At 72.1% G+C, this 21,780-nt stretch carries 18 protein-coding genes and 1 tRNA gene; 13 read left to right on the forward strand and 6 right to left on the reverse strand.

Features of this window, described 5'->3' with window-relative positions; translation table 11 throughout:
* The first annotated feature begins 68 nt into the window (after nucleotides 1-68).
* Together QRN89_RS14165 and QRN89_RS14170 are read left to right on the forward strand one after the other, a co-directional pair.
* Complete coding sequence (locus QRN89_RS14165; RefSeq protein WP_290349736.1) at nucleotides 69-638, forward strand: DUF485 domain-containing protein; 570 nt, start codon at nucleotides 69-71, stop codon at nucleotides 636-638.
* A complete protein-coding gene (locus tag QRN89_RS14170) occupies nucleotides 635-2,245 on the forward strand; it encodes a sodium/solute symporter (protein WP_290349737.1) in 1,611 nt (536 codons plus the stop codon). Before QRN89_RS14165 ends, QRN89_RS14170 begins: the two co-directional genes overlap by 4 nt.
* 168 nt (nucleotides 2,246-2,413) lie before the next feature.
* Here QRN89_RS14170 and QRN89_RS14175 read toward each other — a convergent pair whose 3' ends face one another.
* The 3 genes from QRN89_RS14175 to QRN89_RS14185 all read right to left on the reverse strand — a co-directional run bounded on the left by QRN89_RS14175 (nucleotide 2,414) and on the right by QRN89_RS14185 (nucleotide 7,724).
* A complete protein-coding gene (locus tag QRN89_RS14175; RefSeq protein ID WP_290349738.1) occupies nucleotides 2,414-3,301 on the reverse strand; it encodes a hypothetical protein in 888 nt (295 codons plus the stop codon).
* Nucleotides 3,302-3,771: 470 nt separating this feature from the next.
* Entirely contained in the window at nucleotides 3,772-6,708 is a 2,937-nt protein-coding gene (locus QRN89_RS14180) for an SUKH-4 family immunity protein (RefSeq protein WP_290349739.1), read from the reverse strand.
* Between the two features lie 8 nt (nucleotides 6,709-6,716).
* A complete protein-coding gene (locus QRN89_RS14185) occupies nucleotides 6,717-7,724 on the reverse strand; it encodes an SMI1/KNR4 family protein (protein ID WP_290349740.1) in 1,008 nt (335 codons plus the stop codon).
* Between the two features lie 228 nt (nucleotides 7,725-7,952).
* On the opposite strand from QRN89_RS14185, the gene QRN89_RS14190 reads away from it, so the two are divergent.
* On the forward strand, nucleotides 7,953-8,474 hold the full coding sequence (locus QRN89_RS14190; RefSeq protein WP_290349741.1) for a YwqJ-related putative deaminase: 522 nt from the start codon (nucleotides 7,953-7,955) through the stop codon (nucleotides 8,472-8,474).
* Between the two features lie 10 nt (nucleotides 8,475-8,484).
* A complete protein-coding gene (locus QRN89_RS14195; RefSeq protein ID WP_290349742.1) occupies nucleotides 8,485-8,979 on the forward strand; it encodes an SUKH-3 domain-containing protein in 495 nt (164 codons plus the stop codon).
* A 326-nt stretch (nucleotides 8,980-9,305) separates the two neighbouring features.
* Here the strand turns inward: QRN89_RS14195 and QRN89_RS14200 are convergent, their stop codons facing one another.
* Nucleotides 9,306-10,664 (reverse strand): sensor histidine kinase, encoded by a 1,359-nt coding sequence (locus QRN89_RS14200; RefSeq protein WP_290349743.1) that lies wholly within the window; start codon nucleotides 10,662-10,664, stop codon nucleotides 9,306-9,308.
* Between the two features lie 155 nt (nucleotides 10,665-10,819).
* Between QRN89_RS14200 and QRN89_RS14205 the strand changes: the two genes are divergently transcribed.
* The 7 genes from QRN89_RS14205 (at nucleotide 10,820) to QRN89_RS14235 (ending at nucleotide 16,442) form a co-directional block, all read left to right on the forward strand.
* Nucleotides 10,820-11,692 (forward strand): hypothetical protein, encoded by an 873-nt coding sequence (locus tag QRN89_RS14205; protein WP_290349744.1) that lies wholly within the window; start codon nucleotides 10,820-10,822, stop codon nucleotides 11,690-11,692.
* 6 nt (nucleotides 11,693-11,698) lie between these two features.
* A tRNA-Gln gene (locus QRN89_RS14210) sits at nucleotides 11,699-11,769 on the forward strand.
* A 113-nt stretch (nucleotides 11,770-11,882) separates the two neighbouring features.
* Nucleotides 11,883-13,331 carry a bifunctional UDP-N-acetylglucosamine diphosphorylase/glucosamine-1-phosphate N-acetyltransferase GlmU gene (gene glmU / locus QRN89_RS14215; protein ID WP_290353704.1) on the forward strand — a complete coding sequence of 483 codons (1,449 nt, stop codon included), beginning with the start codon at nucleotides 11,883-11,885 and terminating at the stop codon, nucleotides 13,329-13,331.
* A gap of 115 nt (nucleotides 13,332-13,446) precedes the next feature.
* Complete coding sequence (locus tag QRN89_RS14220; protein ID WP_093655931.1) at nucleotides 13,447-14,421, forward strand: ribose-phosphate diphosphokinase; 975 nt, start codon at nucleotides 13,447-13,449, stop codon at nucleotides 14,419-14,421.
* Between the two features lie 181 nt (nucleotides 14,422-14,602).
* On the forward strand, nucleotides 14,603-15,214 hold the full coding sequence (locus QRN89_RS14225; protein WP_290349745.1) for a 50S ribosomal protein L25/general stress protein Ctc: 612 nt from the start codon (nucleotides 14,603-14,605) through the stop codon (nucleotides 15,212-15,214).
* 92 nt (nucleotides 15,215-15,306) lie between these two features.
* Nucleotides 15,307-15,906, forward strand: coding sequence for an aminoacyl-tRNA hydrolase (gene pth, locus QRN89_RS14230; protein WP_290349746.1), 600 nt, complete (start codon nucleotides 15,307-15,309; stop codon nucleotides 15,904-15,906).
* 65 nt (nucleotides 15,907-15,971) lie between these two features.
* A complete protein-coding gene (locus QRN89_RS14235; RefSeq protein ID WP_290349747.1) occupies nucleotides 15,972-16,442 on the forward strand; it encodes a hypothetical protein in 471 nt (156 codons plus the stop codon).
* 81 nt (nucleotides 16,443-16,523) lie between these two features.
* Here the strand turns inward: QRN89_RS14235 and ppc are convergent, their stop codons facing one another.
* Nucleotides 16,524-19,253, reverse strand: coding sequence for a phosphoenolpyruvate carboxylase (ppc, locus tag QRN89_RS14240; protein WP_290349748.1), 2,730 nt, complete (start codon nucleotides 19,251-19,253; stop codon nucleotides 16,524-16,526).
* A 217-nt stretch (nucleotides 19,254-19,470) separates the two neighbouring features.
* Between ppc and QRN89_RS14245 the strand changes: the two genes are divergently transcribed.
* Both QRN89_RS14245 and QRN89_RS14250 read left to right on the forward strand, forming a co-directional pair.
* Nucleotides 19,471-20,451, forward strand: coding sequence for an acyl-CoA desaturase (locus tag QRN89_RS14245; RefSeq protein WP_290349749.1), 981 nt, complete (start codon nucleotides 19,471-19,473; stop codon nucleotides 20,449-20,451).
* On the forward strand, nucleotides 20,448-21,128 hold the full coding sequence (locus QRN89_RS14250; RefSeq protein ID WP_290349751.1) for a TetR/AcrR family transcriptional regulator: 681 nt from the start codon (nucleotides 20,448-20,450) through the stop codon (nucleotides 21,126-21,128). The genes QRN89_RS14245 and QRN89_RS14250 overlap by 4 nt, the downstream gene beginning before the upstream one ends.
* Nucleotides 21,129-21,399: 271 nt before the next feature.
* Here QRN89_RS14250 and QRN89_RS14255 read toward each other — a convergent pair whose 3' ends face one another.
* Nucleotides 21,400-21,762, reverse strand: coding sequence for a VOC family protein (locus QRN89_RS14255; RefSeq protein ID WP_290349753.1), 363 nt, complete (start codon nucleotides 21,760-21,762; stop codon nucleotides 21,400-21,402).
* Nucleotides 21,763-21,780 lie beyond the last annotated feature (18 nt).

The raw sequence follows: 21,780 nt of genomic DNA on the forward strand, positions 1-21,780 counted from the left end.
CCCTCGCCCCCGCGCGCCCGCGCACGGGGGAGCCCGGCCTCCCTCGGGCCGCCGCAAGGAGCAGCACGATGTCGTACGACCCCTACTTCCCCGATCCTCCCGGCCCGTCGCGGCAGCCCTGGCACGCGCCGCAGCCACCGCCCGACCGGGGACACGCCGACCGGTACGCCGACCCGTTCAACGACCCGTTCGGCGACCCGTTCGGCGACCCGTTCGGCGAAGCCCCTGCCGCGCCGTACCCGGACCCGTACGCCGAGCCGTCCCGCCACGTCCCGGACGACGGGCTGCCCCGGCTGCGCTCCGGCTACCGCAGGCTCCGCCGCGTCGCGACCCTCACCGCACTCGGCTACTTCGTCCTCTTCCTCCTCCTGTCCGGCTACGCGCCCGGCCTCATGACCGACGGCATCAGCGGCGGCCTCACCACCGGGGTGCTGCTCGGACTCCTCACGCTGCCCGTGACCCTGGTCGCCATCGCGGTCTACGAGCGCATCGCCCGCGACCGGGTCGACCCCCTCGCCTCGGCCATCCGGACCGCCCACGAGGACCGGCACGACACGACATCCGCGGACCGGCAGGGCAGCCGGCACCGCCCCGGCGGCTCCGCCTGGGACCGGCCCACGGGAGGCATGCGCACATGAGCGGCTTCAACTCCGACGCCCAGACCATGTCCTTCGTCGCGTTCATCGCCGTCATCACCATCACGCTGCTGCTGTGCGTGATGACCGGCCCCGACCGCGACGACCTGGGCGAGTTCTACACCGGCTACCGCTCGCTGTCCCCCATGCAGAGCGGCCTGGCCATCGCGGGCGACTACATCTCCGCCTCGACCGTGCTCGCCACGATCGGCGTCATCGCCCTCGTCGGCTACGACGGCCTCACCCTCGCCCTGAGCACCGTGCTCTCCCTGGTGCTGATGATGTTCCTGCTCGCCGAACCCCTGCGGAACGCCGGCCGGTTCACGATGGGCGACATCCTCACCCGCCGCACCCCCGGCCCCGCCGTGCGCATCGCCGCCTGCGCGGTCACCCTCGCCGCACTGCTGCCCCTGGTGGTCTTCCAGCTCGCGGGCGCCGGCGACCTCCTCGCCTTCGTCCTCGGCTTCGACGCCGACGGCTTCAAGACCGGCGCCATCGTGTTCCTCGGCGTGCTGATGATCTCGTACGCGGCGATCGGCGGAATGAAGGGCACCGCCTTCATCCAGATCGTCAAGACCGTCGTCCTGCTCGGCTCCGCCACCGTCATCGCCGTACTCGTACTGGACCGCTTCGACTTCAGCCTCCCCGGGCTGCTCGACGCGGCCAAGAAGGGCAGCGGGGCGGGCGACCTCTACCTCACCTCCGGGCTGCAGTTCGGCGGCGACGAGATCGACATGATCAGCGCCCAGCTCACGGTCGTGCTCGGCGCGGCGGTGCTGCCGCACATCACGATGCGCATGTTCACCGCGCGCAGCGCCACCGCCGTGCGGCGCTCGATGTCCTGGGCCGTGTCCACCGTGGTCGTGACGTGTCTGCTCCTCGTCGTCATCGGCTTCGGCGCGGCCGCGGTCGTCGGCCACAAGAACCTCGTCCTCGCCGACCCGCAGGGCAAGACCGCGTTCCTGCTCGTCAGCCAGGCCGTGCTCGGCGCGGACGCGAACATGCTCGAATCCCTCGTGTTCACCTCCGTGGCGACGGCGATCTTCCTGACCCTGCTGGCCTCGGTCGCCGGGATCACCCTCGCCTGCGCCAACACCCTGGCGCACGACCTCATCGCCCACGGACTGCGCCGGACCACCGTCTCGCACACCGCCGAGATGGCCATCGCCCGCGGCGCCGCGGCCGGCGTCGGACTCCTCGCCATCGCGCTCGCGGCCATCGTCCAGGACTGGAACCTGCAGGCACTGGTGACGCTGTCCTTCTGCATCGGCGCGTCCGCGGTCGCGCCCGCGCTCGTCTTCAGCATGTTCTGGCGCCGCTACACCCGCGAGGGCCTGCTGTGGACCCTGATCGTGGGCGCCGGGACCGCGCTCCTGCTGATGACCGGCAGCAACCTGGTCTCCGGTTCGCCGCAGTCCGTGTTCCCCGACCACGACTTCAACTGGTTCCCGTACACCACCACGGGTCTGGTGTCGGTCCCCGCGGGCTTCCTGGCCGGCTGGTACGGCAGCATCCGCTCCCCGCGCGAGGCGTCCGCCCAGCGCGAGCGGTACGCCGAGATCGAGCCGGCGATCCTCGCCGGGGCGACGACGGGCCGCGACGACGACTGAACGCCCGGACCTCCCCCGCTCCACCGGACCCGGACCGTCCGCCGCTCCCGAGGGGAGGGGCGGACGGTCCGGGCGATCCCGAGGGGAGGGGCGGACGGTCCGGGCGATCCCGAGGGGAGGGGCGGACGGTCCGGGCGATCCCGAGGGGAGGGGCGGACGGTCCGGCGGTCAGTCCCGCGACGGCGGCCGTTCGGTGAGGCTCGCCAGCCCCTCGCGGATGTGGTCCAGATGCGCGTGGATCTCCTCGGCGCGCTGTACGTGCTCACGCAGCACCCGGTCCGTCTCCCGGGAGACACGCGCCGCGCGCACACCCGCCTCCTCCATCAGCCGGGCCGCCAGCGCCTGCGCCTCCTCCTGGCCGCGCCGCGCGGACTCCTCGGCCTCCGCGAACGTGCACAGCGCCTCCGACAGCCGGGCCTGCGCCCGCGCCGTGAGTCCCCCGTACCGCTCCGCCGACTCCGCCTCCCGCGCCGACAGTTCCCGCTCCGCCTCGTAACGGCGGGACACCCGCATCCGGTCGAGCTCCTTGAGCATTCCGGCCGCGCGGCACCTGGTCGCCTCCAGAACGGCCATCGCCTCACCGCGTTCCGCCGCGGCCTCCACCCGGGCCGCGTCGCGAAGTTCCTCCGCCGTGGCCCGTGCCGACAGGATCGTCCGCCGCGCCCGCGAGTCCGCCTCCTCGCACGTCTGCCCCGCCTGCACCGCCGCCAGTTCCCGCACGCGGCGCGCCTCGGCCTCCGCCGCCTCGCACGCGGTCCGCGCCTCCTCCCGCGCGGTGGACAGCACAGCGGCCGCCTCCTTCTCCGCGAGGTCGAGGACCTCCTGGGCGCGCGGACCGAGTGGTTCGTACGTCGGCGGCCCCAGCGCCTCGGCGAACTGCCGCAGCGACACGGCCTCCGCCGCCAGTTCCTCCACCACCCGGGTCAAGCGCGCCGCCCGCTGCCACGCCTCGTCACGCTCCCGCGCCAGCGCTTCGACGTACCGGTCGACCTGGTCCAGCCGGTAGCCGCGGCCGCGCACGGTGACGAACCCGCCATGAGCCGATCCCGCATTCATCCCTGGACTCCTCTCGGAGCGGTCGACGCGGGAACATCGTGCTGGATCGTGGCGAAGCACCCATAACGCGACACTCCGCCGGGCGGAAGCGGGCGCCCGACCCGTGAGACAGATCGGGCGCCCGGACAGCGCGCGCTCCGGCGCACGGACCCCGCGCCCGCGCCGTCGGCACGGCCCGTCGGAGCCGTCGCCGACCGGCGGCGGGCCCCGGCCGTCGGCAGGCGGCACGGGCATCGGGGGTCATCGGCGGGACCGCACGGCCACGACCGCCGCCGGGGACTTCACCGGGCCGGAGCCCCGCCACGGCCGTCGCCGGCGTGTACGTATCGGTGGACGTCGGCGCACGGGGTAGTGCCGCTGCGGTCGCCGGCGGACGTCAGCGCACACCGGGTGCGTGACACAGCCGTCCCCGGCGAACCCCGGCACACCGGACACAGACCACGACCGCCGCCGGCGAACTCCTCAGCGGATCAGATCAGTCCGTCCCACATCTGCTCCAGCAGCACCGACCACCAGCTCTCCGGCGACGACAGCGCCGCCGGGTCCAGCGCGGCGAGCTGCGCCTGGAAGTCCACCGTCCAGCGGCCCGCCTGCTCCGGGTTGAGCCCGAAGCGCAGCCGCCACATCCGGCCGAGCAGTGCCAAGGAGCGGGTGAACTCCGGCAGACCGCTGTTCACGAACTGAGGCGCCATCGGCTGCCCGCCCGGACCGCTCTCCACGGGCACCGCCACGATGTGCGCGGTGCCGTACTGGACACAGATCGCCCGGCCGAAGTCGCTGCCCACGACCAGGTACGAACCCGCGTCCGACGCCGGCTGCACCTGCCGCTGTGCGGCCAGCTCCGCGAGCGTCGGCACCACCGGCTGTGCCGGCTGCGCCCAGAAGAACGGACCGAAGTCGGCGGGGAGGCCCGCCCACACCAGCGTCCGCGCGACGATCTCCGGCACGCCCTGACGGGACACGGCCCGCTGGTCGAACCGGCAGATGCCCTGCGGACCGAACGACCCCACCAGCTCCTGCGCGACGCCCTCCGGGGGAAGGGGAGGCGCCGGCTGCACCTGCGGCAGCGGTGCGCGCACCGGAGCGGGACGGGCGGGGCCGTCCGCGACCTGGTGCAACTCGCCCTGGTGGGTCAGCAGCTGCTGCATGCCGCCCTGCCTGCTGGCGTGGTCCTTGCCGTAGGGGGCGATGCTCGTGATCCGGGCCTGCGGCCACGTCTCCCGGATCATCCGGGCGCAGTAGCCCCCGGGCAGCTCGCAGGACTCCAGCTCCGTGTGGAGCTCGAGCACCTGGTCGCTGGGGACGTTCATCGCGCGCAGCTCGTGGAAGATCTGCCACTCCGGGTGCGGCGTGCCCGGCGCCGAACGGCGGATGAGCTGCTGCTCGGAGCCGTCGGGCGCACGGTAGCGGAGCACGGCCTGGTAGCCCGGGCCGACGGTCGGCACACCGGCCGGAGGCTGCTGCTGCGGATAGCCGTACGCGGGCTGCGGGCCGGGCTGGGGCGCGTGCGGGACCGGCCCCGGGGGACCGGGCGGCTGCGGTGCCCCCGGACCCACCGGGCTCGGGTTGGCCAGCATCGTCGCCGCGTGGTGCACCCCACCCGGCGGCGTACCCGGCACCCCCGGCGGACCAGGAGGCTGCGGCACCCCGGGACCGGCCGGACCCGCGTTCGGGCCCACGCCCGGACCCTGGCTCGCCCCCGGAGGACCGGGCGGCTGCGGCGCCCCCGGACCGACCGGACCCGGGTTGGCCAGCATCGTCGCCGCGTGGTGCACCCCACCCGGCGGCGTGCCCGGCACCCCCGGCGGACCAGGAGGCTGCGGCACCCCTGGACCGGCCGGACCCGCGTTCGGGCCCACGCCCGGACCCTGGCTCGCCCCCGGAGGACCGGGCGGCTGCGGCGCCCCCGGACCCACCGGGCTCGGGTTGGCCAGCATCGTCGCCGCGTGGTGCACCCCACCCGGCGGCGTGCCCGGCACCCCCGGCGGACCAGGAGGCTGCGGAGCGTTCGGCGGCTGCGGTCCGTCGGGACCGAACTGGGAGACCAACTGCGTCGGTACGTACCCGCCCGCCGGCGCACCCGGCGCACCCGGCGCGGCGGGCCCCGGCGGAGGCGGCGTCGCACCCGGCCGCCCACCCGGAACGCCGGGCGCACCCGGCGGCGGAGGAGTCGTCGGGCCCGTGCCGCGCGCACCCCGCGGCGGCACCGTGGCCTTGCTGGTCGCGGCGTCCGCGATGTCCCCCGCCGACCGCGGCGCGGAAGCGCCCGCGGACGGCGTGGCCGCCGCACCGGCACCCTGGCCCTGCCGGTCCAGCGGGTCCACGGCGGGCGACACCGCGGTGCGCGGCAACTGGCTCCCGCCGGACATGAGCGCCGTCGGCGCGTCCGCGCCCACCGAGGGCGGCGGGGTGTCCTCGTCGTCCGCACCCGCCAGCGGCGGCGCGAACACCGTCGCCGGCAGCGGTACGGAACCGTCCTCCGAGCCGGCGTTCGTGTCCGTCCCCGCCCACGGCGTCGCGCCCAGGGGCGCGGCAGGCACTCCGTCCGAGGCGGTCGGCTCGTGCCCGTCGCCACCGCCGCCGGGCCGGCCGTCACCGCCGTCACCACCGTCACCACCGTCACCGAAGGCGGAGGCGGCCGGTGCGGCCGCACCCGCGGGAGGCGTCTGCGGCGACGCCCCTGCGGAAGCCGCCGCCGTGCCCGGCCACGCGCTGCCACCCACATGCGAACCGCCGCTGGTAGCGCCCGGCGGCACCGCGGGCGACCCCGCCGCGGCCGCTCCCGGCACACCCGCGGCAGGCGTCTGCGGCGACGCCCCCGCGGAAGCCGCCGCCGTGCCCGGCCACGCACTGCCACCCACATGCGAACCGCGGCCGTTCGTGACGCCGCCGCCCGTCCCGCCCTGGGTACCGCCGGCGTCCCGCGCCGGCTCCGCCGGGCCCGGACCCTGTGCGGCGCCCGCAGAGGCGCCCCCGGGGGACGCATCCGCCGCGGGCGCACCCGCGTCACCGCGCGCACCCCTCTGATCCGGAATGCCCAGCCTGTCCGCCGCGTCCTGCAACCACTCCGGCGGACTCAGCAGGAACGACGTCTGGTTCAGGTCGATCCGCTCCGGCGGCGCCGCGGCCGGAGCCTCAGCCGCCCCCGTGGCGCCGTACTCCTCCTCGTAGCGGCGGATCACCTCACCCACCGGCAGCGCCGGCCACAGCGTGGCCTCCCCGCTGTCCCGGGCGATCACCATCCGCTGCCGCCCGCCGTCCGACGTCGGCCCGTCCGGACGGTCCTCCGCCCACACCACGAACCCCAGCTCGAACTCCCGCACCCGCACCTCACGGTGCTGGTACGCGGGCACATCGCCGTTGACCCACTCCTCGGCGCGCTCCTGCGCCTGCGCGAACGTCACCATCGAGAAGCTCACTCCCCCACCGGGACGGCACGCGCGAAGCCGCCGTCCACCATCAGGTTCGCCACGGTCTCCAACTCCGGCGGATTCCCCGCCAGCCGGGCCAGGAACACGTCGAAGTCCTCACCGCACGGCAGCAGCAGGCGCTCCACCCGCTCCGTCACCGTCCAGCCGTCCCGGTCCCGGGCATCGTCGTACGCACAGAACCACACCGAACCCACGTCCGCGCCGCGGACCTTGACCGCGAGCAGCCCGCCCTGGACGAAAGCGACGCCCAGATAGTCCTTCGTCAGATGGTCCCGGAGGCACTTGTTCACGTACACCAGGTCGTTGACCGCCGCCTCCTCACGCACCGTGAAGAACGGCTGGTCCACCAGCAGCCCCAACTCCGCGTCGAGCGCCGCGCCCACCGGCGCACACCCCCCGGCCGCCTTCAGGAAGGAGCGGTACGCACCCGGCAGGCGGTACCCCAAGTCCTCCTCCACACCCAGCAGTTGCTGCTCCGACACCGACGCCGAGCCCTTCGGCAGACCGAAGTGCGCCGGCCGCGTCTCCTGCAGCGGACGCGTCCCGCGCTTGCCGTGGTCCACCACGGTCGTCGCCACACCGCCGTGATGCCTCAGCAGCGCCTTCACCTCGACCGGCACCAGCTCCAGCCGACGGCTGCCCGCCACGTGGTGCCACGTCCAGCCGTGCGGCGTCGCCACCGGCGGAATCGTGTCCCACAGCTCATGACCGGTCGCCGCCAGCGCCGCGTTCGCCGACACGTAGTCCGTCAGCCGCAGTTCGTCGACGCCGAAACCCTCCGGAGGCTCGGCGATCTCCGCCGCCGCCCGTGCATAGGGCGAGAAATCCGGAAAACCGTGCTCGTCCACCCGGACACCCATAGGATGCCGAGCAGCCCTCACCGGATCCGGGAAGTGAACGACCTGCCCGGCGTAGGCCGCGTTCGGCGGCGCTGCGTTCCCCCGGCCCTGGGGGCCGGGAGGTGCCCCCAGGCCGATCCGACCTGTCGTCATGGCGGTATGCCCCCTGCTGCGTCTGGCTGGTTCACCACAGCCTATGCGGTGGGGCAACACCGGCCACGGCCGCTCCGTTCCCGTAACGAACCGTCACCCCCGCGTGACCCTCAGCCCAGGGCAGAACGACACAGCTACACGTTTCAGTCACCCCGCTTCCGCACCACCCGCCCCATTTGGCAGGCTGTCCCAGCAACTCGGGGGATTGCAGGGAGGGACAACAGCACCATGCACACGGCACCGCAACCGTCGCCGACAGCCACGACAGGCGACCCCAGGCTCAGCTGGAGCAGCGCGGAGGCCGCAGCACGCCCGCCCGTACTCCGCTTCCGCCGCGACGGGATCCTGCCCACCGTCGCCGCCGCACTCTCCGTCCGCGGCACCACGCTCACCTGCACCGCGGCCAAGGGGGACCAGGCACCCACCCTCCACCCGCTCGTCCAGGACTTCCTCGACACACTCGTCAGCGGCCAGCGGGAACGCTTCACCGGCCGATGCCCCGAAGCCATCCTGCTCTCCCGCCACATCGGCGCCACCGACGCGGCACGCTCCAAACGCGCCCAGCGCAAACCACTCACATCCGGCGAAGCCCGGCGCTCCCTCAAGCACGCCAAACTCACCACCCGGCGCATCCGCGAGGACGGCGACCCGCTCCACGGCAGCTACGCCGCCCCCTGCCGCTCCTGCACGGCGATGCTCGCCCACTTCGGCGTACGCACCGTCGAGCCCACCCAGACCCAGAACGGCTGAACGCACCCACATGCCCGACCACCCCCTCAGCACCACCCGTTTCCCCGTCGCCGTCGACGCAGCCCTGCGCGACGCGGGATGGCAACCGGGACGCTGGGACATCAAGCTCGCCGAACGCTGGGCCGACGCCCTCCGCGCCCACGTCTCCCCCGGCGGCCACCGGCACGCCGTCTTCCCCGCCGCCGTCGAGGCCTGGGCCGAGTTCGGCGCCCTCCGCATCACCCCGCCCGGACCCGGCCGCCAGATCGCACCCGCGGCCCTCCACCTCGACCCCCTGGCCGGACTCCACCTCGCCCGCACCCTCAGCGACCTCGGACGCGCGCTCGACACCGAGATCGCCCCCCTCGGAGAGGAAGGCGACGCCCAGGCCGTCCTCGCCATCGACGCCGAAGGCCGCGTCTACAGCCTCGACCACACCGGCGACTGGTACCTCGGCGCCGACCTCGACCAGGCCCTCACCACCCTCGTCAACGGCAACCAGCCCGCGCGCCTCACCACGTCCTGAACGCGGGGCACGCACACGGCACCACCGCGACGGAGAGCGGCGGAACGCCAAGACCCGGCGGCACCCACGGGCCGGCGGCACCAGACCCGGCGACACACGGATCCGCCGGGGACGAACACCCCCGCCGGACCGTCACCACATGGCGAACACCGCGCCGCAGGGCCACCGCCACGCGCGGCGGAACACCGAACCGCCGGACCCGTCACACCCGGCCACGACCCCGTCACGGAGCACCGGACCGCCGGAGACCCGAACATGGGGCCCGACCGGGCCCGGCCCCGCGCCCCAGGACCGCCACCGCCCGGACCACCCCGCGGCCGCCCCGCTCACACCGCCGGCGACTCCACCGGTGACTCCACCGGCGCGCCCATCGGCAGCACCGCCGACACCCGGAAACCGCCCCCGTCCGTCGGCCCCGACACGAACACCCCACCCAGCGCCGACACACGCTCCCGCATACCCACCAGACCGTTCCCCCCACTCGGCAGACCCGCGTCCGCCGCACCCCGCTCCGACGGACCGTTCTCCACCTGCATCGCGATCTCCGCGTCACGATGGGCGACCCGCACCCACGCCTTCGCCCCCGCCGCGTGCTTGTGCACGTTCGTCAACGCCTCCTGCACCACCCGGAACGCCGTCTGCTCCACCTCCGGCCGGTACACCCGCGACTCCCCCTGCACCGAGAGCTCCACCGCCATCCCCGCCAACCGCGACTGCTCCACCAGCGACCCGAGATCCGCCAGCGACGGCCCCTCCCCCGTCACCGCGGCCTCCGCCGCCTCGGCGGCAGCCGCGGCCGCCGCCCCCACCGCCGCCAACGGCACCGGCTCCGCCGCCACCCGCGCCGCGACCTCCTCGCCCGACCGCAGCACGCCCAGCATCTCCCGCAGCTCAGTCAACGCCTGCCGGCCCATGTCCCCCACCAACGCGGCGTTCCTCACCGCCTTCTGCGGGTCCTTCAACGCCACCGCCTGCAGCGCCGCCGCGTGCACCACCATCAGACTCACCCGGTGCGCCACCACGTCGTGCATCTCCCGCGCGATCCGGGTCCGCTCCTCCGTACGCGCCCACTGCGCCTGCTGCTCCGCACGGTCCGCCAGCAGCGACAGCTCCTGCTCCAGACTGACCGCACGCTCCCGCAGGCTCTCCATCAACCGCCGCCGCGCCCCCACGTACAGGCCCAGCAGCAACGGCGGAGCGGTCAGCCCGATCGACATCACGACCGACACCACCGGCACGTACCAGGGCCCCGGATCGAAATCGGCCGTCGTGACGTCCTGCCGCGTCCTCACGAACGTGACGATCAGCGTCCCCAGCAACGACATCCCCGCCAGCGCCGCGATCACCCGCCGCGGCGCCTCCGACGCGGCGAGGGTGTACAGCCCGACGATGCCCATCAGGAAGCCCATCTCGGCCGGCGTGATCGCGATCGACACCAGCACCACGGCGACCGGCCAGCGCCGGCGCAGCACCAGCACCGACCCGGCGAGCAGCCCGAAGACCACCCCCACCGGTACGGGCAGCGCGGCCGTCTCCGAGAACCGCACCCCCTCCAGCGCACACTCCACCGCGGACACGAGGCCCAGCCCCACGTCCAGCACCGCGCTCCGCCGCCGCCCCCACCACAGCAAGCTCCGCGGCGACGCGTCGCCCGCGGAGTCCTGGTGTGCCCCCGTTGTGGTCATGCCTCCCAGACTACGAAAGGGGTCGAGCGATTTTCCGACGACTTCCACAGCACGGAACGTGATCGAACAAGGTCACAACCTCCGACGATCGCCCGAACCGGCGAATCGAGCACATCTTCGACCCGGACGTCCGCATTCCGGACCAGCCTGGGCACATGACCTCCACGACCGGCGGACACGCCGACTTCGAGGACCTCCGCCGCCAGGCGGTCGCGCTGCGCCGCGAGGGCCTCAGCCTCCGCCAGATCCGCGACCGACTCCACATCGGCAACAACGACATCCTCAACCGACTCGTGAAGGGCGAGCCGCCACCCGACTGGACCAGGCGCCCGAGGGCGAAGGACGACCTGCGGGCGAGGGCCAGGGAGCTCCGACTGCAGGGCATGACCTACGACCGGATCCAGGTCGAGCTGGGGTGCTCGAAGAGTTCGATCTCACTGTGGGTGCGGGACCTGCCGAAGCCACCCCGGCCCGACCCGGCCGAGCAAGCCCGCCTGGCCGGGCGAAAGCGCTGGGAGCACGAACTCGCCGTGCGGGATGCGGAGCGCCGGCGCACGAAGGCGGCGGCCAGGGACGCGGTCGGCACGCTCACCGACCGGGAGCTCCACCTGATCGGGGTCGGGCTCTACTGGGCCGAAGGAACGAAGGACAAACCTCACGCGCGCCGGGAAAGGGTGATCTTCGTCAACAGCGATCCCGGCATGATCACGCTGTTCCTCGCCTGGCTCGACCTGGTCGGGGTCGAGAGGTCCCGCCTGAGGTTTCACGTGATGATCCACGAGTCCGCCGAGGTGCACGCCGCGGAGCGGTACTGGGCCGGCCTCGTCGGGGTGGACGTCGCAACGCTCGGAAAGACCACGCTCAAGCGGCACAACCCGAAGACCGTCCGCAGGAACGTGGGCACGGACTACCGGGGTTGCCTCGTGATCCAGGTCCGGCAGAGCGCCGAGCTGTACCGTCGCATCGAAGGCTGGTGGTACGGCATAGTAGGGGCTGCGTCCGCGGCCGATCCATCAAATCGGACATAGCGGCAATCCCGGGTCGTCTAAGGGCAAGACGTCAGATTTTGGTTCTGATCATGGGGGTTCGAGTCCTCCCCCGGGAGCAATGCGCTCAGTTCGGGTCCTGACCTCACGGTCAGGACCCGCACTTATTTCACGCCTGTATGCCCCCGGTATCCTTCGGGTGTCCACCACCCGAAAGCCGAAGGGCATTCCCGTGAGCGCCAACCGCCCGGCCGCCGTCGTCGTCCTTGCAGCGGGTGAGGGCACCCGCATGAAGTCGAAGACCCCCAAGGTCCTGCACGAGATCGCCGGACGCTCGCTCGTCGGGCACGTCGTGTCCGCCGCCCGCGAGCTCGGGCCCGAGCAGCTCGTCGTGGTCGTGGGTCATGCGAGCGAGCAGGTCAAGGAGCATCTCGCCGCGCACTACGAGGGGACGCGGACCGCGTTCCAGGCGGAGCAGAACGGCACGGGTCATGCCGTGCGGATGGCCCTGGAGGAGCTTGGGCAGGCGCCGGACGGCACGGTCGTGGTCGTGTGCGGTGACACTCCCCTTCTTTCCGGTGAGACGCTGTCGGCGCTCGCCGGGACGCACGCCGCCGACGGCAACGCGGTGACGGTGCTGACGGCGGAGGTCCCGGATTCGACGGGGTACGGGCGGATCGTCCGGGACGCCGCCACGGGCGCGGTGACCGCGATCGTGGAGCACAAGGACGCGTCCGAGGCCGAGCGGGCGATCAAGGAGATCAACTCGGGTGTCTTCGCGTTCGACGGCCGGTTGCTGGCGGACGCGCTCGGCAAGGTGCGTACGGACAACAGCCAGGGCGAGGAGTACCTGACGGACGTGCTCGGGATCCTGCGCGAGGCGGGGCACCGGGTGGGTGCGTCGGTGGCCGGGGACCACCGGGAGATCCTGGGGATCAACAACCGCGTGCAGCTGGCGGAGGCGCGCCGGCTGCTGAACCAGCGGTTGCTGGAGCGGGCGATGACGGCCGGTGTGACGGTGGTGGATCCGGCGTCGGTGCTGGTGGACGTGACGGTGACGTTCGAGCGGGACGCGGTGGTCCATCCGGGTACGCAGCTGCTGGGTGCGACGCATGTGGCGGAGGACGCCGAGGTGGGTCCGAACACGCGGCTGCGGGACACGGTGGTGGGCCGGGGCGCGCGGGTGGACAACACGGTGGCCGAGGGTGCGGTGATCGGTGAGTCGGCGTCGGTGGGCCCGTACGCGTATCTGCGTCCCGGGACGAGGCTTGGCGCGAAGGCCAAGGCGGGTACGTATGTGGAGATGAAGAACGCCTCGATCGGTGAGGGCACGAAGGTGCCGCATCTGTCGTACGTGGGTGACGCGACGATCGGCGAGTACACGAACATCGGTGCGGCTTCGGTGTTCGTGAACTACGACGGTGAGGCGAAGCACCACACGACGATCGGTTCTCACTGCAAGACGGGGTCGGACAACATGTTTGTTGCTCCTGTCACAGTCGGGGACGGTGCGTACACCGCGGCGGGCTCGGTGATCACGAAGGACGTGCCTCCGGGTTCGCTGGCCGTGGCCCGCGGTCAGCAGCGGAATATCGAGGGTTGGGTGGCGCGGAAGCGTCCGGGTAGCGCGGCGGCGCAGGCGGCTCAGGCCGCGGGTGAGGCCGTGGAGCGCGAAGGCTGACCAAAAACGAGTGCGTCAATCTCGGCGTACCGTGATACGTGCACATCATTCGGCTGGCTCGCCGCACTAGGGACGGGCGGATCAGCAGCAGAAACACGTCTGAGGAGACAGTGCTGTGACCGGGATCAAGACGACCGGCGAGAAGAAGCTGATGCTCTTCTCCGGCCGCGCCCACCCCGAGCTGGCCGAGGAGGTCGCCCATCAGTTGGGTGTCGGCATCGTGCCGACGAAGGCCTTCGATTTCGCCAATGGTGAGATCTACGTCCGTTTCCAGGAGTCGGCGCGCGGTGCGGACTGCTTCCTGATGCAGAGCCACACGGCTCCCATCAACAAGTGGATCATGGAGCAGTTGATCATGATCGATGCTCTGAAGCGGGCTTCGGCCCGGAGCATCACCGTGATCCTGCCGTTCTACGGGTATGCGCGTCAGGACAAGAAGCACCGCGGGCGTGAGCCGATCTCGGCGCGTCTGGTGGCGGATCTGATGAAGACGGCCGGTGCGGACCGGCTCCTCACGGTGGATCTGCACACGGACCAGATCCAGGGCTTCTTCGACGGTCCGGTGGACCATCTGTTCGCGCTGCCGCTGCTGGCCGACTACGTCGGTGCGAAGGTCGATCGTTCGAAGCTGACGGTGGTGTCCCCGGACGCCGGCCGGGTGCGCGTGGCGGACCGCTGGTGCGACCGTCTGGACGCGCCGCTGGCGATCGTGCACAAGCGCCGTGACAAGGACGTGGCGAACCAGGTGACGGTCCACGAGGTCGTGGGCAATGTCGAGGGCCGGGTGTGTGTGCTGGTCGACGACATGATCGACACCGGTGGCACGATCTGCGCGGCGGCGGACGCGCTGTTCGCGCACGGTGCGGAGGACGTGATCGTGACGGCCACGCACGGTGTGCTGTCGGGTCCCGCCGCGGACCGGTTGAAGAACTCGAAGGTGAGCGAGTTCGTGTTCACGAACACGCTGCCCGACCCGAACAATCTGGAGCTGGACAAGATCACGGTCCTGTCGATCGCTCCGACGATCGCGCGTGCGGTGCGTGAGGTCTTCGAGGACGGCTCGGTGACGAGCCTGTTCGAGGAGCAGTAGGACTGCGCGCGCGATAGATCGATTTAGGCTGCGGCCTCCCTCCGGGTAGACTGATCGGGTTGCTCGGCGAGGGAGGCCGTACCCGTTTCGGTGCGGCGGTCCGTTATCGACGCGCTCTTCGTAGCAGGCCAGTCGTGGCCGGGTGACTGTTCATGTTCGTCACCACATACGAGGAGTGCACATGTCCGAGGTGAAGATTTCCGCGGAGCTCCGCAGCGAGTTCGGCAAGGGCGCCGCCCGGCGTATCCGTCGCGACAACAAGGTTCCCGGCGTTCTGTACGGTCACGGCTCGGACCCGATCCACGTGACGCTGCCGGGCCACGAGCTGCTGATGGCGCTGCGTACCCCGAACGTCCTGCTGGCGCTGGACATCGAGGGCAAGAAGGAGCTGGCGATCCCGAAGGCGGCGCAGCGCGACCCGCTGAAGGGCTTCCTGGAGCACGTGGACCTGCTGCTGGTGAAGCGCGGCGAGAAGGTCACGGTCGAGGTTCCGGTGCAGGCCGAGGGTGAGCTGGCCCCCGGTGGCAACCTGCTGGAGCACGTGCTGAACGCGCTGCCGGTCGAGGCCGAGGCCACCCACATCCCCGAGTCCTTCACGGTCTCCGTCGAGGGCCTGGAGGCCGGTGCCTCCGTCCACGCCAAGGACATCGAGCTGCCGAAGGGCGTCACGCTGGCCGTGGACGAGGACGCGGTCGTGCTGCAGGTCCTGGCGGCGCAGGCCGAGGAGCCGGCTGCCGAGGCCGAGGAGGCCGAGGAGGGCGAGGCTGCGGCCGCCGAGGGCGCCGAGGCCTGAGCCGTACGCTCTGCTTGACGGGGTGGCGGGCCGCGCGGCCCGCCACCCCGTTCTCTGTTTTCGGACTCGTTTGCGGATTCGAGGAGACGTTCATGACGACGGACGACGCCGGGGCGCCCTGGCTGGTGGTGGGGCTGGGCAATCCGGGGCCGGGGTATGCGGGGAACCGCCACAACGTGGGGTTCATGGTCGCGGATCTGCTCGCGGAGCGGATGGGCGGGAACTTCAAGCGGGCGGCCAAGGCGCAGGCGCAGGTGGTGGAGGGCCGGATCGGTCCGGCGGGTCCGGGCAGCCGGCGGGTGATCCTGGCGAAGCCGATGTCGTACATGAATCTTTCGGGTGGTCCTGTGGTGGCGCTGCGGGACTTCTACAAGGTTCCGACGGCGCACGTGGTGGCGGTGCACGACGAGTTGGACATCGATTTCGGGGCGCTGCGGCTGAAGCTGGGCGGTGGTGACAACGGGCACAACGGTCTGAAGTCGATGACGAAGGCGATGGGTTCGGACTATCACCGGGTGCGGTTCGGTATCGGGCGTCCGCCGGGGCGGATGCAGGTCGCCGATTTCGTGCTGAAGGACTTCTCCGGTGCGGAGCGCAAGGAGCTGGACTACTTCGTGGACCGGGGTGCGGATGCGGTGGAGTGTCTGGTGGCGGAGGGGCTGGAGCGGGCGCAGAGTGCGTACAACTCCTGACAAGCACCCCATAGCATCGGCCGGAGGTTGACCGAGCGCGGTCGGGTGCCGAAGGATCGCGCCCCATGAAGCGGAACTCCTCCGGCCGGATGCTCGACCACGGCCGCCGTGCGTCCATGGCCGCGGTGGTGCTGCTGCTGATCGTCGCCGGCTTCTGGTCGTCCTGGGGCACGGCCCAGCACGTGCTGCTCTCCAAGGGCCGCGAGCACGGGACGCTCACCGTCGCCGACTGCGGTGAGAAGACGTGTACGGGCCCGTACGACCCCGAGGGCCCGGCCGGTGAGCGTTCCGGCATGGTCATCGCGCGTTCGGTGGCGGTGGCCGAGGGCGCGGAGCTCGACGTGGTGGTGAAGCCGGGCACGGACGAGGTCGTGCGGGCCGGCCGGCCCGGGGCGCTGCACGCGTGGCTGCCCCTCGGCGGTGCGCTGCTGCTCGCCGCCTGTGTGGTCGGCGGCGGGCTGCGGATGCCGCGGACGGCGTGGGGGACGGCCGCCGCTGGTGGGGCGTTGCTGGTGGGCGCGTTCTTCGCGCTCTGAGGTGCGGTTCCTTCGTACCGGCACGTGGGCAGGGGCCCGGGAAGGATTCCCGGGCCCCTGCCGATGTGGTGGTGCGGGGCGTCAGCCCGTGTTGCGCAGTCCGGCCGCGACGCCGTTGACCGTCAGCAGCAGCGCCCGCGACAGCAGCGGGTCAGCGGGTTCGCCGCGTTCGGCGGCGGTGCGCTGCCGGGCGAGCAGCGAGACCTGGAGGTAGGAGATCGGGTCGAGGTAGGCGTCCCGGATCGCGAAGGTCTGCTGGAGTCCCGGGTTGGAGTCGAGCAGCTGCTCACCGCCGGTGACGCGCAGCACCTCGCGTACGGTCAGCGCGTGTTCGGTCTCGATGTCGCCGAACACGTGCTTGAGCTCGTCCGGGACGAGGGTGTCCACGTAGTGGCGTGCGATGCGGAGGTCCGTCTTGGCGAGGGTCATCTCGACGTTGGAGACGAAGTTCCGGAAGAAGTGCCACTTCTCGTACATCTCGTCGAGGACGGAGTCCTGGCCCGCCTCGCGCAGGGCGCGCAGCCCGGAGCCGACGCCGAACCAGCCGGGCACGATCTGCCGGGACTGGGTCCAGCCGAACACCCAGGGGATGGCCCGCAGCCCGTCGAGGCCGGCGCCGCTGTCGGGGCGGCGGGAGGGCCGGGAGCCCAGGTGCAGCTCGGCGAGCTGGTCGACGGGGGTGGAGGCGAAGAAGTACGCCGGGAGGTCGGGGTCCTCGACGAGCTTGCGGTAGGCGGCGTGGGCGGCGTCGGAGACGATGTCCATCGCGGCGTCCCAGCGGGACAGCGCCTCGTCGCTCTGCCGGGGCGCGGTGTGCAGGGCGGACGCCTGGAGGGTCGCGGCGACCGTGAGCTCCAGGTTCTCCCTGGCCAGGGAGGGGATGAGGTACTTGTCGGAGATGACCTCGCCCTGCTCGGTCACCTTGATCTCGCCCTCCAGCGTGCCCCAGGGCTGGGCCAGGATGGCCTCGTGGGTGGGGCCGCCGCCGCGGCCGACGGTGCCGCCGCGGCCGTGGAAGAGCCGCAGCCGGACCCCGTAGCGGTGGGCGACGTCCCGCAGCCTCCGCTGGGCGCGGTGGATCTCCCACTGCGAGGTGGTGATGCCGCCGAACTTGGAGGAGTCGGAGTAGCCGAGCATGACCTCCTGCACGTCGCCGCGCAGGGCGACGAGCCGCCGGTAGGACGGGTCGGCGAGCATCTCGTCGAGGATGACGTCGGCGGCCCGGAGCTCGTCGGTGGTCTCCAGCAGCGGCACGATGCCGATCCTGGCCCAGCCGGCGTGCAGGTCGACCAGCCCGGCCTCGCGGGCCAGCACGGCCGCCGCGAAGACGTCGTCCGCGCCCTGGCACATCGAGATGATGTACGACTCGATGACCTCGGGGCCGAAGCGTTCGAAGGCTTCCTTGACCGTGTGGAAGACGCCCAGGGTCTTGGCGCCGGCGGCGTCGAGCGGGGCCGGGGTCGGTGCGAGGGGCCGCCGGGAGCGGAGTTCCTTGGCGAGGAGCTTCTGCCGGTACTCGCGCGGCATGTCGGCGTAGCGCCAGGTCTCCTCGCCGAGCCGGTCGAAGAGCTGGCCGAGGGCGTGGTGGTGGGCGTCGGCGTGCTCGCGCACGTCCATGGTGGCGAGCTGGAGCCCGAAGGCGGCGAGGGTGCGGATGGTGCGGTCGAGGCGGCCGTCGGCGAACAGCCCGCCGCGGTGCTCGCGCAGCGACGTCTGGATGAGGGTGAGGTCCTGGAGCAGCTCGGCGGTGCCGAGGTAGTCGCGGCCCTTCTCGTGGGCCGTGCCCTTGGCGAGCCGCTCCCGGGTATTGACGAGCTTCTGGCGGATGCAGGTGGCCTTGAGCCGGTAGGGCTCCTCGGCGTTGAGCCGCTTGTAGCGGGGGCTGATCTCCGGCAGGCGCTCGAGGTCGGACTGGAGGGACTCCAGCAGTTCCTCGGTCGCGCCTGCGTAGCGGATCGAGTTCGACAGCAGCGCGCGCAGCGAGTCGACGGCTTCGAGCGCGTCGGTGATGCCGTGCTCGTGCTGGAGGATCAGGACCTCGCGGGTGACCTCGGGGGTGACGTTGGGGTTGCCGTCCCGGTCGCCGCCGATCCAGGTGCCGAAGGTCAGGGGCCGGGTGCCGGGCGGCAGCTCGACTCCGGCGCGCTCCAGCTCGGCGGCGAGGTCCTCCAGGACGTCCCCGACGGCGCCCGCGTGCAGCTCGTCGAGGTAGTAGATGGCGTTGCGGGCCTCGTCGGCGGGCTCGGGGCGCACGACCCGGAGCTCGTCGGTCTGCCAGATCAGGTCGATGCTCTCGGCGAGCCGCAGGTCGTGCCGGCGGCGATCGGCGGGGTTGACCGGGGTCTCCAGCAGCTCGGCGATCCGCCGGAGCTTGTTCAGCACGGACCGGCGGGCCGCCTCGGTGGGGTGCGCGGTGAAGACCGGCCGCACGTTCAGGTTGCGCACGGTCTCGCGCAGGTGCTCGGGGTCCGCCTCCTTGAGCATGTCGGCGGTCCGGGACAGCAGCCCGCCCTCGGCGGCACGGCGCTCGCGCATCTCGCGGCCGCGGTGCACCTGCTCGCCCACGTTGGCAAGATGGAAGTACGTGGAGAACGCGCGCACCAGCTTCGCGGCGGTTTCCAGGTCGGTGGCCCCGAGCAGTTCCGCGGCGGCGTCGCCGTCGGACCGGGTCAGGGCGCGTACGCGCTCGACGAGGTCGAGGAGTTCGGGGCCTTCCTGCCGTACGAGGGTCTCGCCCAGCAGATCGCCCAGTCGGCGGATGTCGGAACGCAGCTCCGCGCTGGCGGATGTGGTCTGGTCGGCACTGCTCACAGGTGCGGCTCCTTGCAGTGTTTGAGCACGTCTGGAGGTTTTCCGGAGGCTTCGCGGACCACGCTGTCCGACGACTCCAAGGATAGGTGTCCGTTAACCCGGCGTTGTCCACCGCCCTCTTGCCGCGAGGCTTCGCGCTGCCATACTTACGACCCCGTAGGTTACGGTTCCGTAGCCGGACGGTTCAGCCGCACCCTCACCCCCCAGGGGACACCCCATGACCACAAGTCCCGATGTGATCGACGACGCCCGGAAGTCGTCCGCGCCCGATCTTCCCCCCGCCACGCTGGGCGGCGACAGCAAGCGTTCGATCGAGCAGATCGCCCTGCTGATGTTCATCACGGTGCCCTTCCTCGCGCTTCTGGCGGCGATCCCGCTGGCGTGGGGCTGGGGCGTGAGCTGGCTCGATCTCGGCCTGCTGGTGGTGATGTACTACATCGGCTGCCACGGCATCACGATCGGCTTCCACCGCTACTTCACCCACGGCTCCTTCAAGGCCAAGCGGCCGCTGCGGATCGCGCTGGCGGTCATGGGGTCGCTGGCCGTGGAGGGTCCGCTGGTGCGCTGGGTGGCCGACCACCGCAAGCACCACAAGTTCTCCGACGCCGAGGGCGACCCGCATTCGCCGTGGCGTTTCGGCGAGACGCTCCCGGCACTGATGAAGGGCCTGTGGTGGGCCCACATCGGCTGGATGTTCGACGAGGAGCAGACGCCGCAGCACAAGTACGCACCGGATCTGATCAAGGACCCGGCGCTCCGGGCGATCTCCCGCCAGTTCGTGGTCTGGACGATCGTGTCCCTGGCGATCCCCCCGCTGGTCGGCGGTCTGGTGACGATGTCGTGGTGGGGCGCGTTCACCGCGTTCTTCTGGGGCTCACTGGTCCGGGTCGCGCTGCTGCACCACGTGACGTGGTCGATCAACTCGATCTGCCACGCGGTCGGCAAGCGTCCGTTCAAGTCGCGCGACCGTTCGGGCAACGTGTGGTGGCTCGCGGTCCTGTCGTGCGGTGAGTCCTGGCACAACCTGCACCACGCCGATCCGACGAGCGCCCGGCACGGGGTGGAGCGCGGGCAGATCGACTCCAGCGCCCGGCTGATCCGCTGGTTCGAGAAGGCGGGCTGGGCGTACGACGTGCGCTGGCCGAGCGCGGACCGGATTGCCGCCCGGCGCCGGGAGGAAGCCGCGGAGACGGCATGATTGAGGGCGTGGCGATCGACGGCAGCAGCACCAGCAGCAGTGAGAAGCCCCCTCGGCGCGGGCGCAGGGTCCGGATGACCGGGGCGGAGCGCCGCCAGCAGCTGCTCGACATCGGTCGCACGCTTTTCGCGGCGAAGGGCTTCGAGGGCACGTCGGTGGAGGAGATCGCGGCGAAGGCCGGGGTCTCCAAGCCGGTGGTGTACGAGCACTTCGGCGGCAAGGAGGGGCTGTACGCGGTGGTCGTCGACCGGGAGATGCGCCAGCTGCTGGACATGGTGACCGGGGCGCTGACCGCGGGGCATCCGAGGGAGCTGCTGGAGCAGGCGGCGTTCGCGCTGCTGGACTACATCGAGACGTACACGGACGGTTTCCGCATCCTGGTCCGCGATTCGCCCGTCGCCCAGTCCACGGGCACGTTCGCGTCACTGATCAGCGACATCGCCACTCAGGTCGAGGACATCCTGGGGCTGGAGTTCAAGGCCCGCGGTTTCGACCCGAAGCTGGCGCCGCTGTACGCGCAGGCGCTGGTGGGGATGGTGGCGCTGACGGGACAGTGGTGGCTGGACGTCCGCAAGCCGAAGAAGGCGGAGGTCGCGGCGCACCTGGTGAACCTGGCCTGGCACGGGCTGGACGGGCTGGAGCCGAAGCCGCGGCTGATAGGGCACCGCAAGAGCTGAGCGTTGCGCCCGCAAGAGCTGAGCGTTGCGCCGCGAGGGCCGAGCGTTGCGCCGCGCGCGTCACGGGCGGGCGCGGATCACGGCCGGGCGTACCACCGGCGCACGGATCACGGCCGGGCGCGGGGAGTGCGCGGAACGACGCACGCGTGGCGCGCCCGTGCGGACACGTGCCGTACGGCTGCCGCGCCAGGACGAGCGGCGGCCGCCCTCCGGCCGGCGTCCGGTCCCCCGCCCGTCGCGGGAGGGGACGCCGACCGGGCGGCCGGGCCGGTCACCCCACCGCTTGCAGGAACCCCAGCCGGTTGCCCACCGGGTCCTCCGAGAGGAAGCGGCGGTGGCCGGGGAGCTCGTCGTCGCAGACGACTTCGGCGCCATGGGCCTGCAGGCGCTGGGCGAGCGCCTCGATACCGGTCACCCGCAGGCCCGGATGGGCCTTGCGCGCGGGCCGGAATCGGGGGCCGACCCCGAGGTGCAGCCGGACGTCACCGGTCCGGAACCAGCAGCCGTCGCGGACGGCGAGCGACGGCGGCTTGGCGATCTCGGTCATCCCCAGAGCACCGCGGTAGTACGCCCGCAGCGCGTCCTCGGAGCCCGCTGGCACGGCGAGCTGGACGTGATCGAGAGCGGTCAGCATGTGGATTCGTCCTTTCCC

This window comes from Streptomyces sp. HUAS CB01 (genome assembly GCF_030406905.1).
Lineage (GTDB): Bacteria > Actinomycetota > Actinomycetes > Streptomycetales > Streptomycetaceae > Streptomyces > Streptomyces chengbuensis.

What these genes read in the sequence shown, in the direction of transcription:
- QRN89_RS14225 (WP_290349745.1), top strand. Translation starts at nt 14,603, where the DNA reads ATGTCCGAGGTGAAGATTTCCGCGGAGCTCCGCAGCGAGTTCGGCAAG.
- QRN89_RS14190 (WP_290349741.1), top strand. Translation starts at nt 7,953, where the DNA reads ATGCACACGGCACCGCAACCGTCGCCGACAGCCACGACAGGCGACCCC.
- QRN89_RS14170 (WP_290349737.1), top strand. Translation starts at nt 635, where the DNA reads ATGAGCGGCTTCAACTCCGACGCCCAGACCATGTCCTTCGTCGCGTTC.
- QRN89_RS14185 (WP_290349740.1), bottom strand. Translation starts at nt 7,724, where the DNA reads ATGACGACAGGTCGGATCGGCCTGGGGGCACCTCCCGGCCCCCAGGGC.
- QRN89_RS14235 (WP_290349747.1), top strand. Translation starts at nt 15,972, where the DNA reads ATGAAGCGGAACTCCTCCGGCCGGATGCTCGACCACGGCCGCCGTGCG.
- QRN89_RS14195 (WP_290349742.1), top strand. Translation starts at nt 8,485, where the DNA reads ATGCCCGACCACCCCCTCAGCACCACCCGTTTCCCCGTCGCCGTCGAC.
- QRN89_RS14250 (WP_290349751.1), top strand. Translation starts at nt 20,448, where the DNA reads ATGATTGAGGGCGTGGCGATCGACGGCAGCAGCACCAGCAGCAGTGAG.
- QRN89_RS14180 (WP_290349739.1), bottom strand. Translation starts at nt 6,708, where the DNA reads ATGGTGACGTTCGCGCAGGCGCAGGAGCGCGCCGAGGAGTGGGTCAAC.
- QRN89_RS14200 (WP_290349743.1), bottom strand. Translation starts at nt 10,664, where the DNA reads ATGACCACAACGGGGGCACACCAGGACTCCGCGGGCGACGCGTCGCCG.
- QRN89_RS14205 (WP_290349744.1), top strand. Translation starts at nt 10,820, where the DNA reads ATGACCTCCACGACCGGCGGACACGCCGACTTCGAGGACCTCCGCCGC.
- QRN89_RS14245 (WP_290349749.1), top strand. Translation starts at nt 19,471, where the DNA reads ATGACCACAAGTCCCGATGTGATCGACGACGCCCGGAAGTCGTCCGCG.
- pth (WP_290349746.1), top strand. Translation starts at nt 15,307, where the DNA reads ATGACGACGGACGACGCCGGGGCGCCCTGGCTGGTGGTGGGGCTGGGC.
- QRN89_RS14175 (WP_290349738.1), bottom strand. Translation starts at nt 3,301, where the DNA reads ATGAATGCGGGATCGGCTCATGGCGGGTTCGTCACCGTGCGCGGCCGC.
- QRN89_RS14255 (WP_290349753.1), bottom strand. Translation starts at nt 21,762, where the DNA reads ATGCTGACCGCTCTCGATCACGTCCAGCTCGCCGTGCCAGCGGGCTCC.
- QRN89_RS14165 (WP_290349736.1), top strand. Translation starts at nt 69, where the DNA reads ATGTCGTACGACCCCTACTTCCCCGATCCTCCCGGCCCGTCGCGGCAG.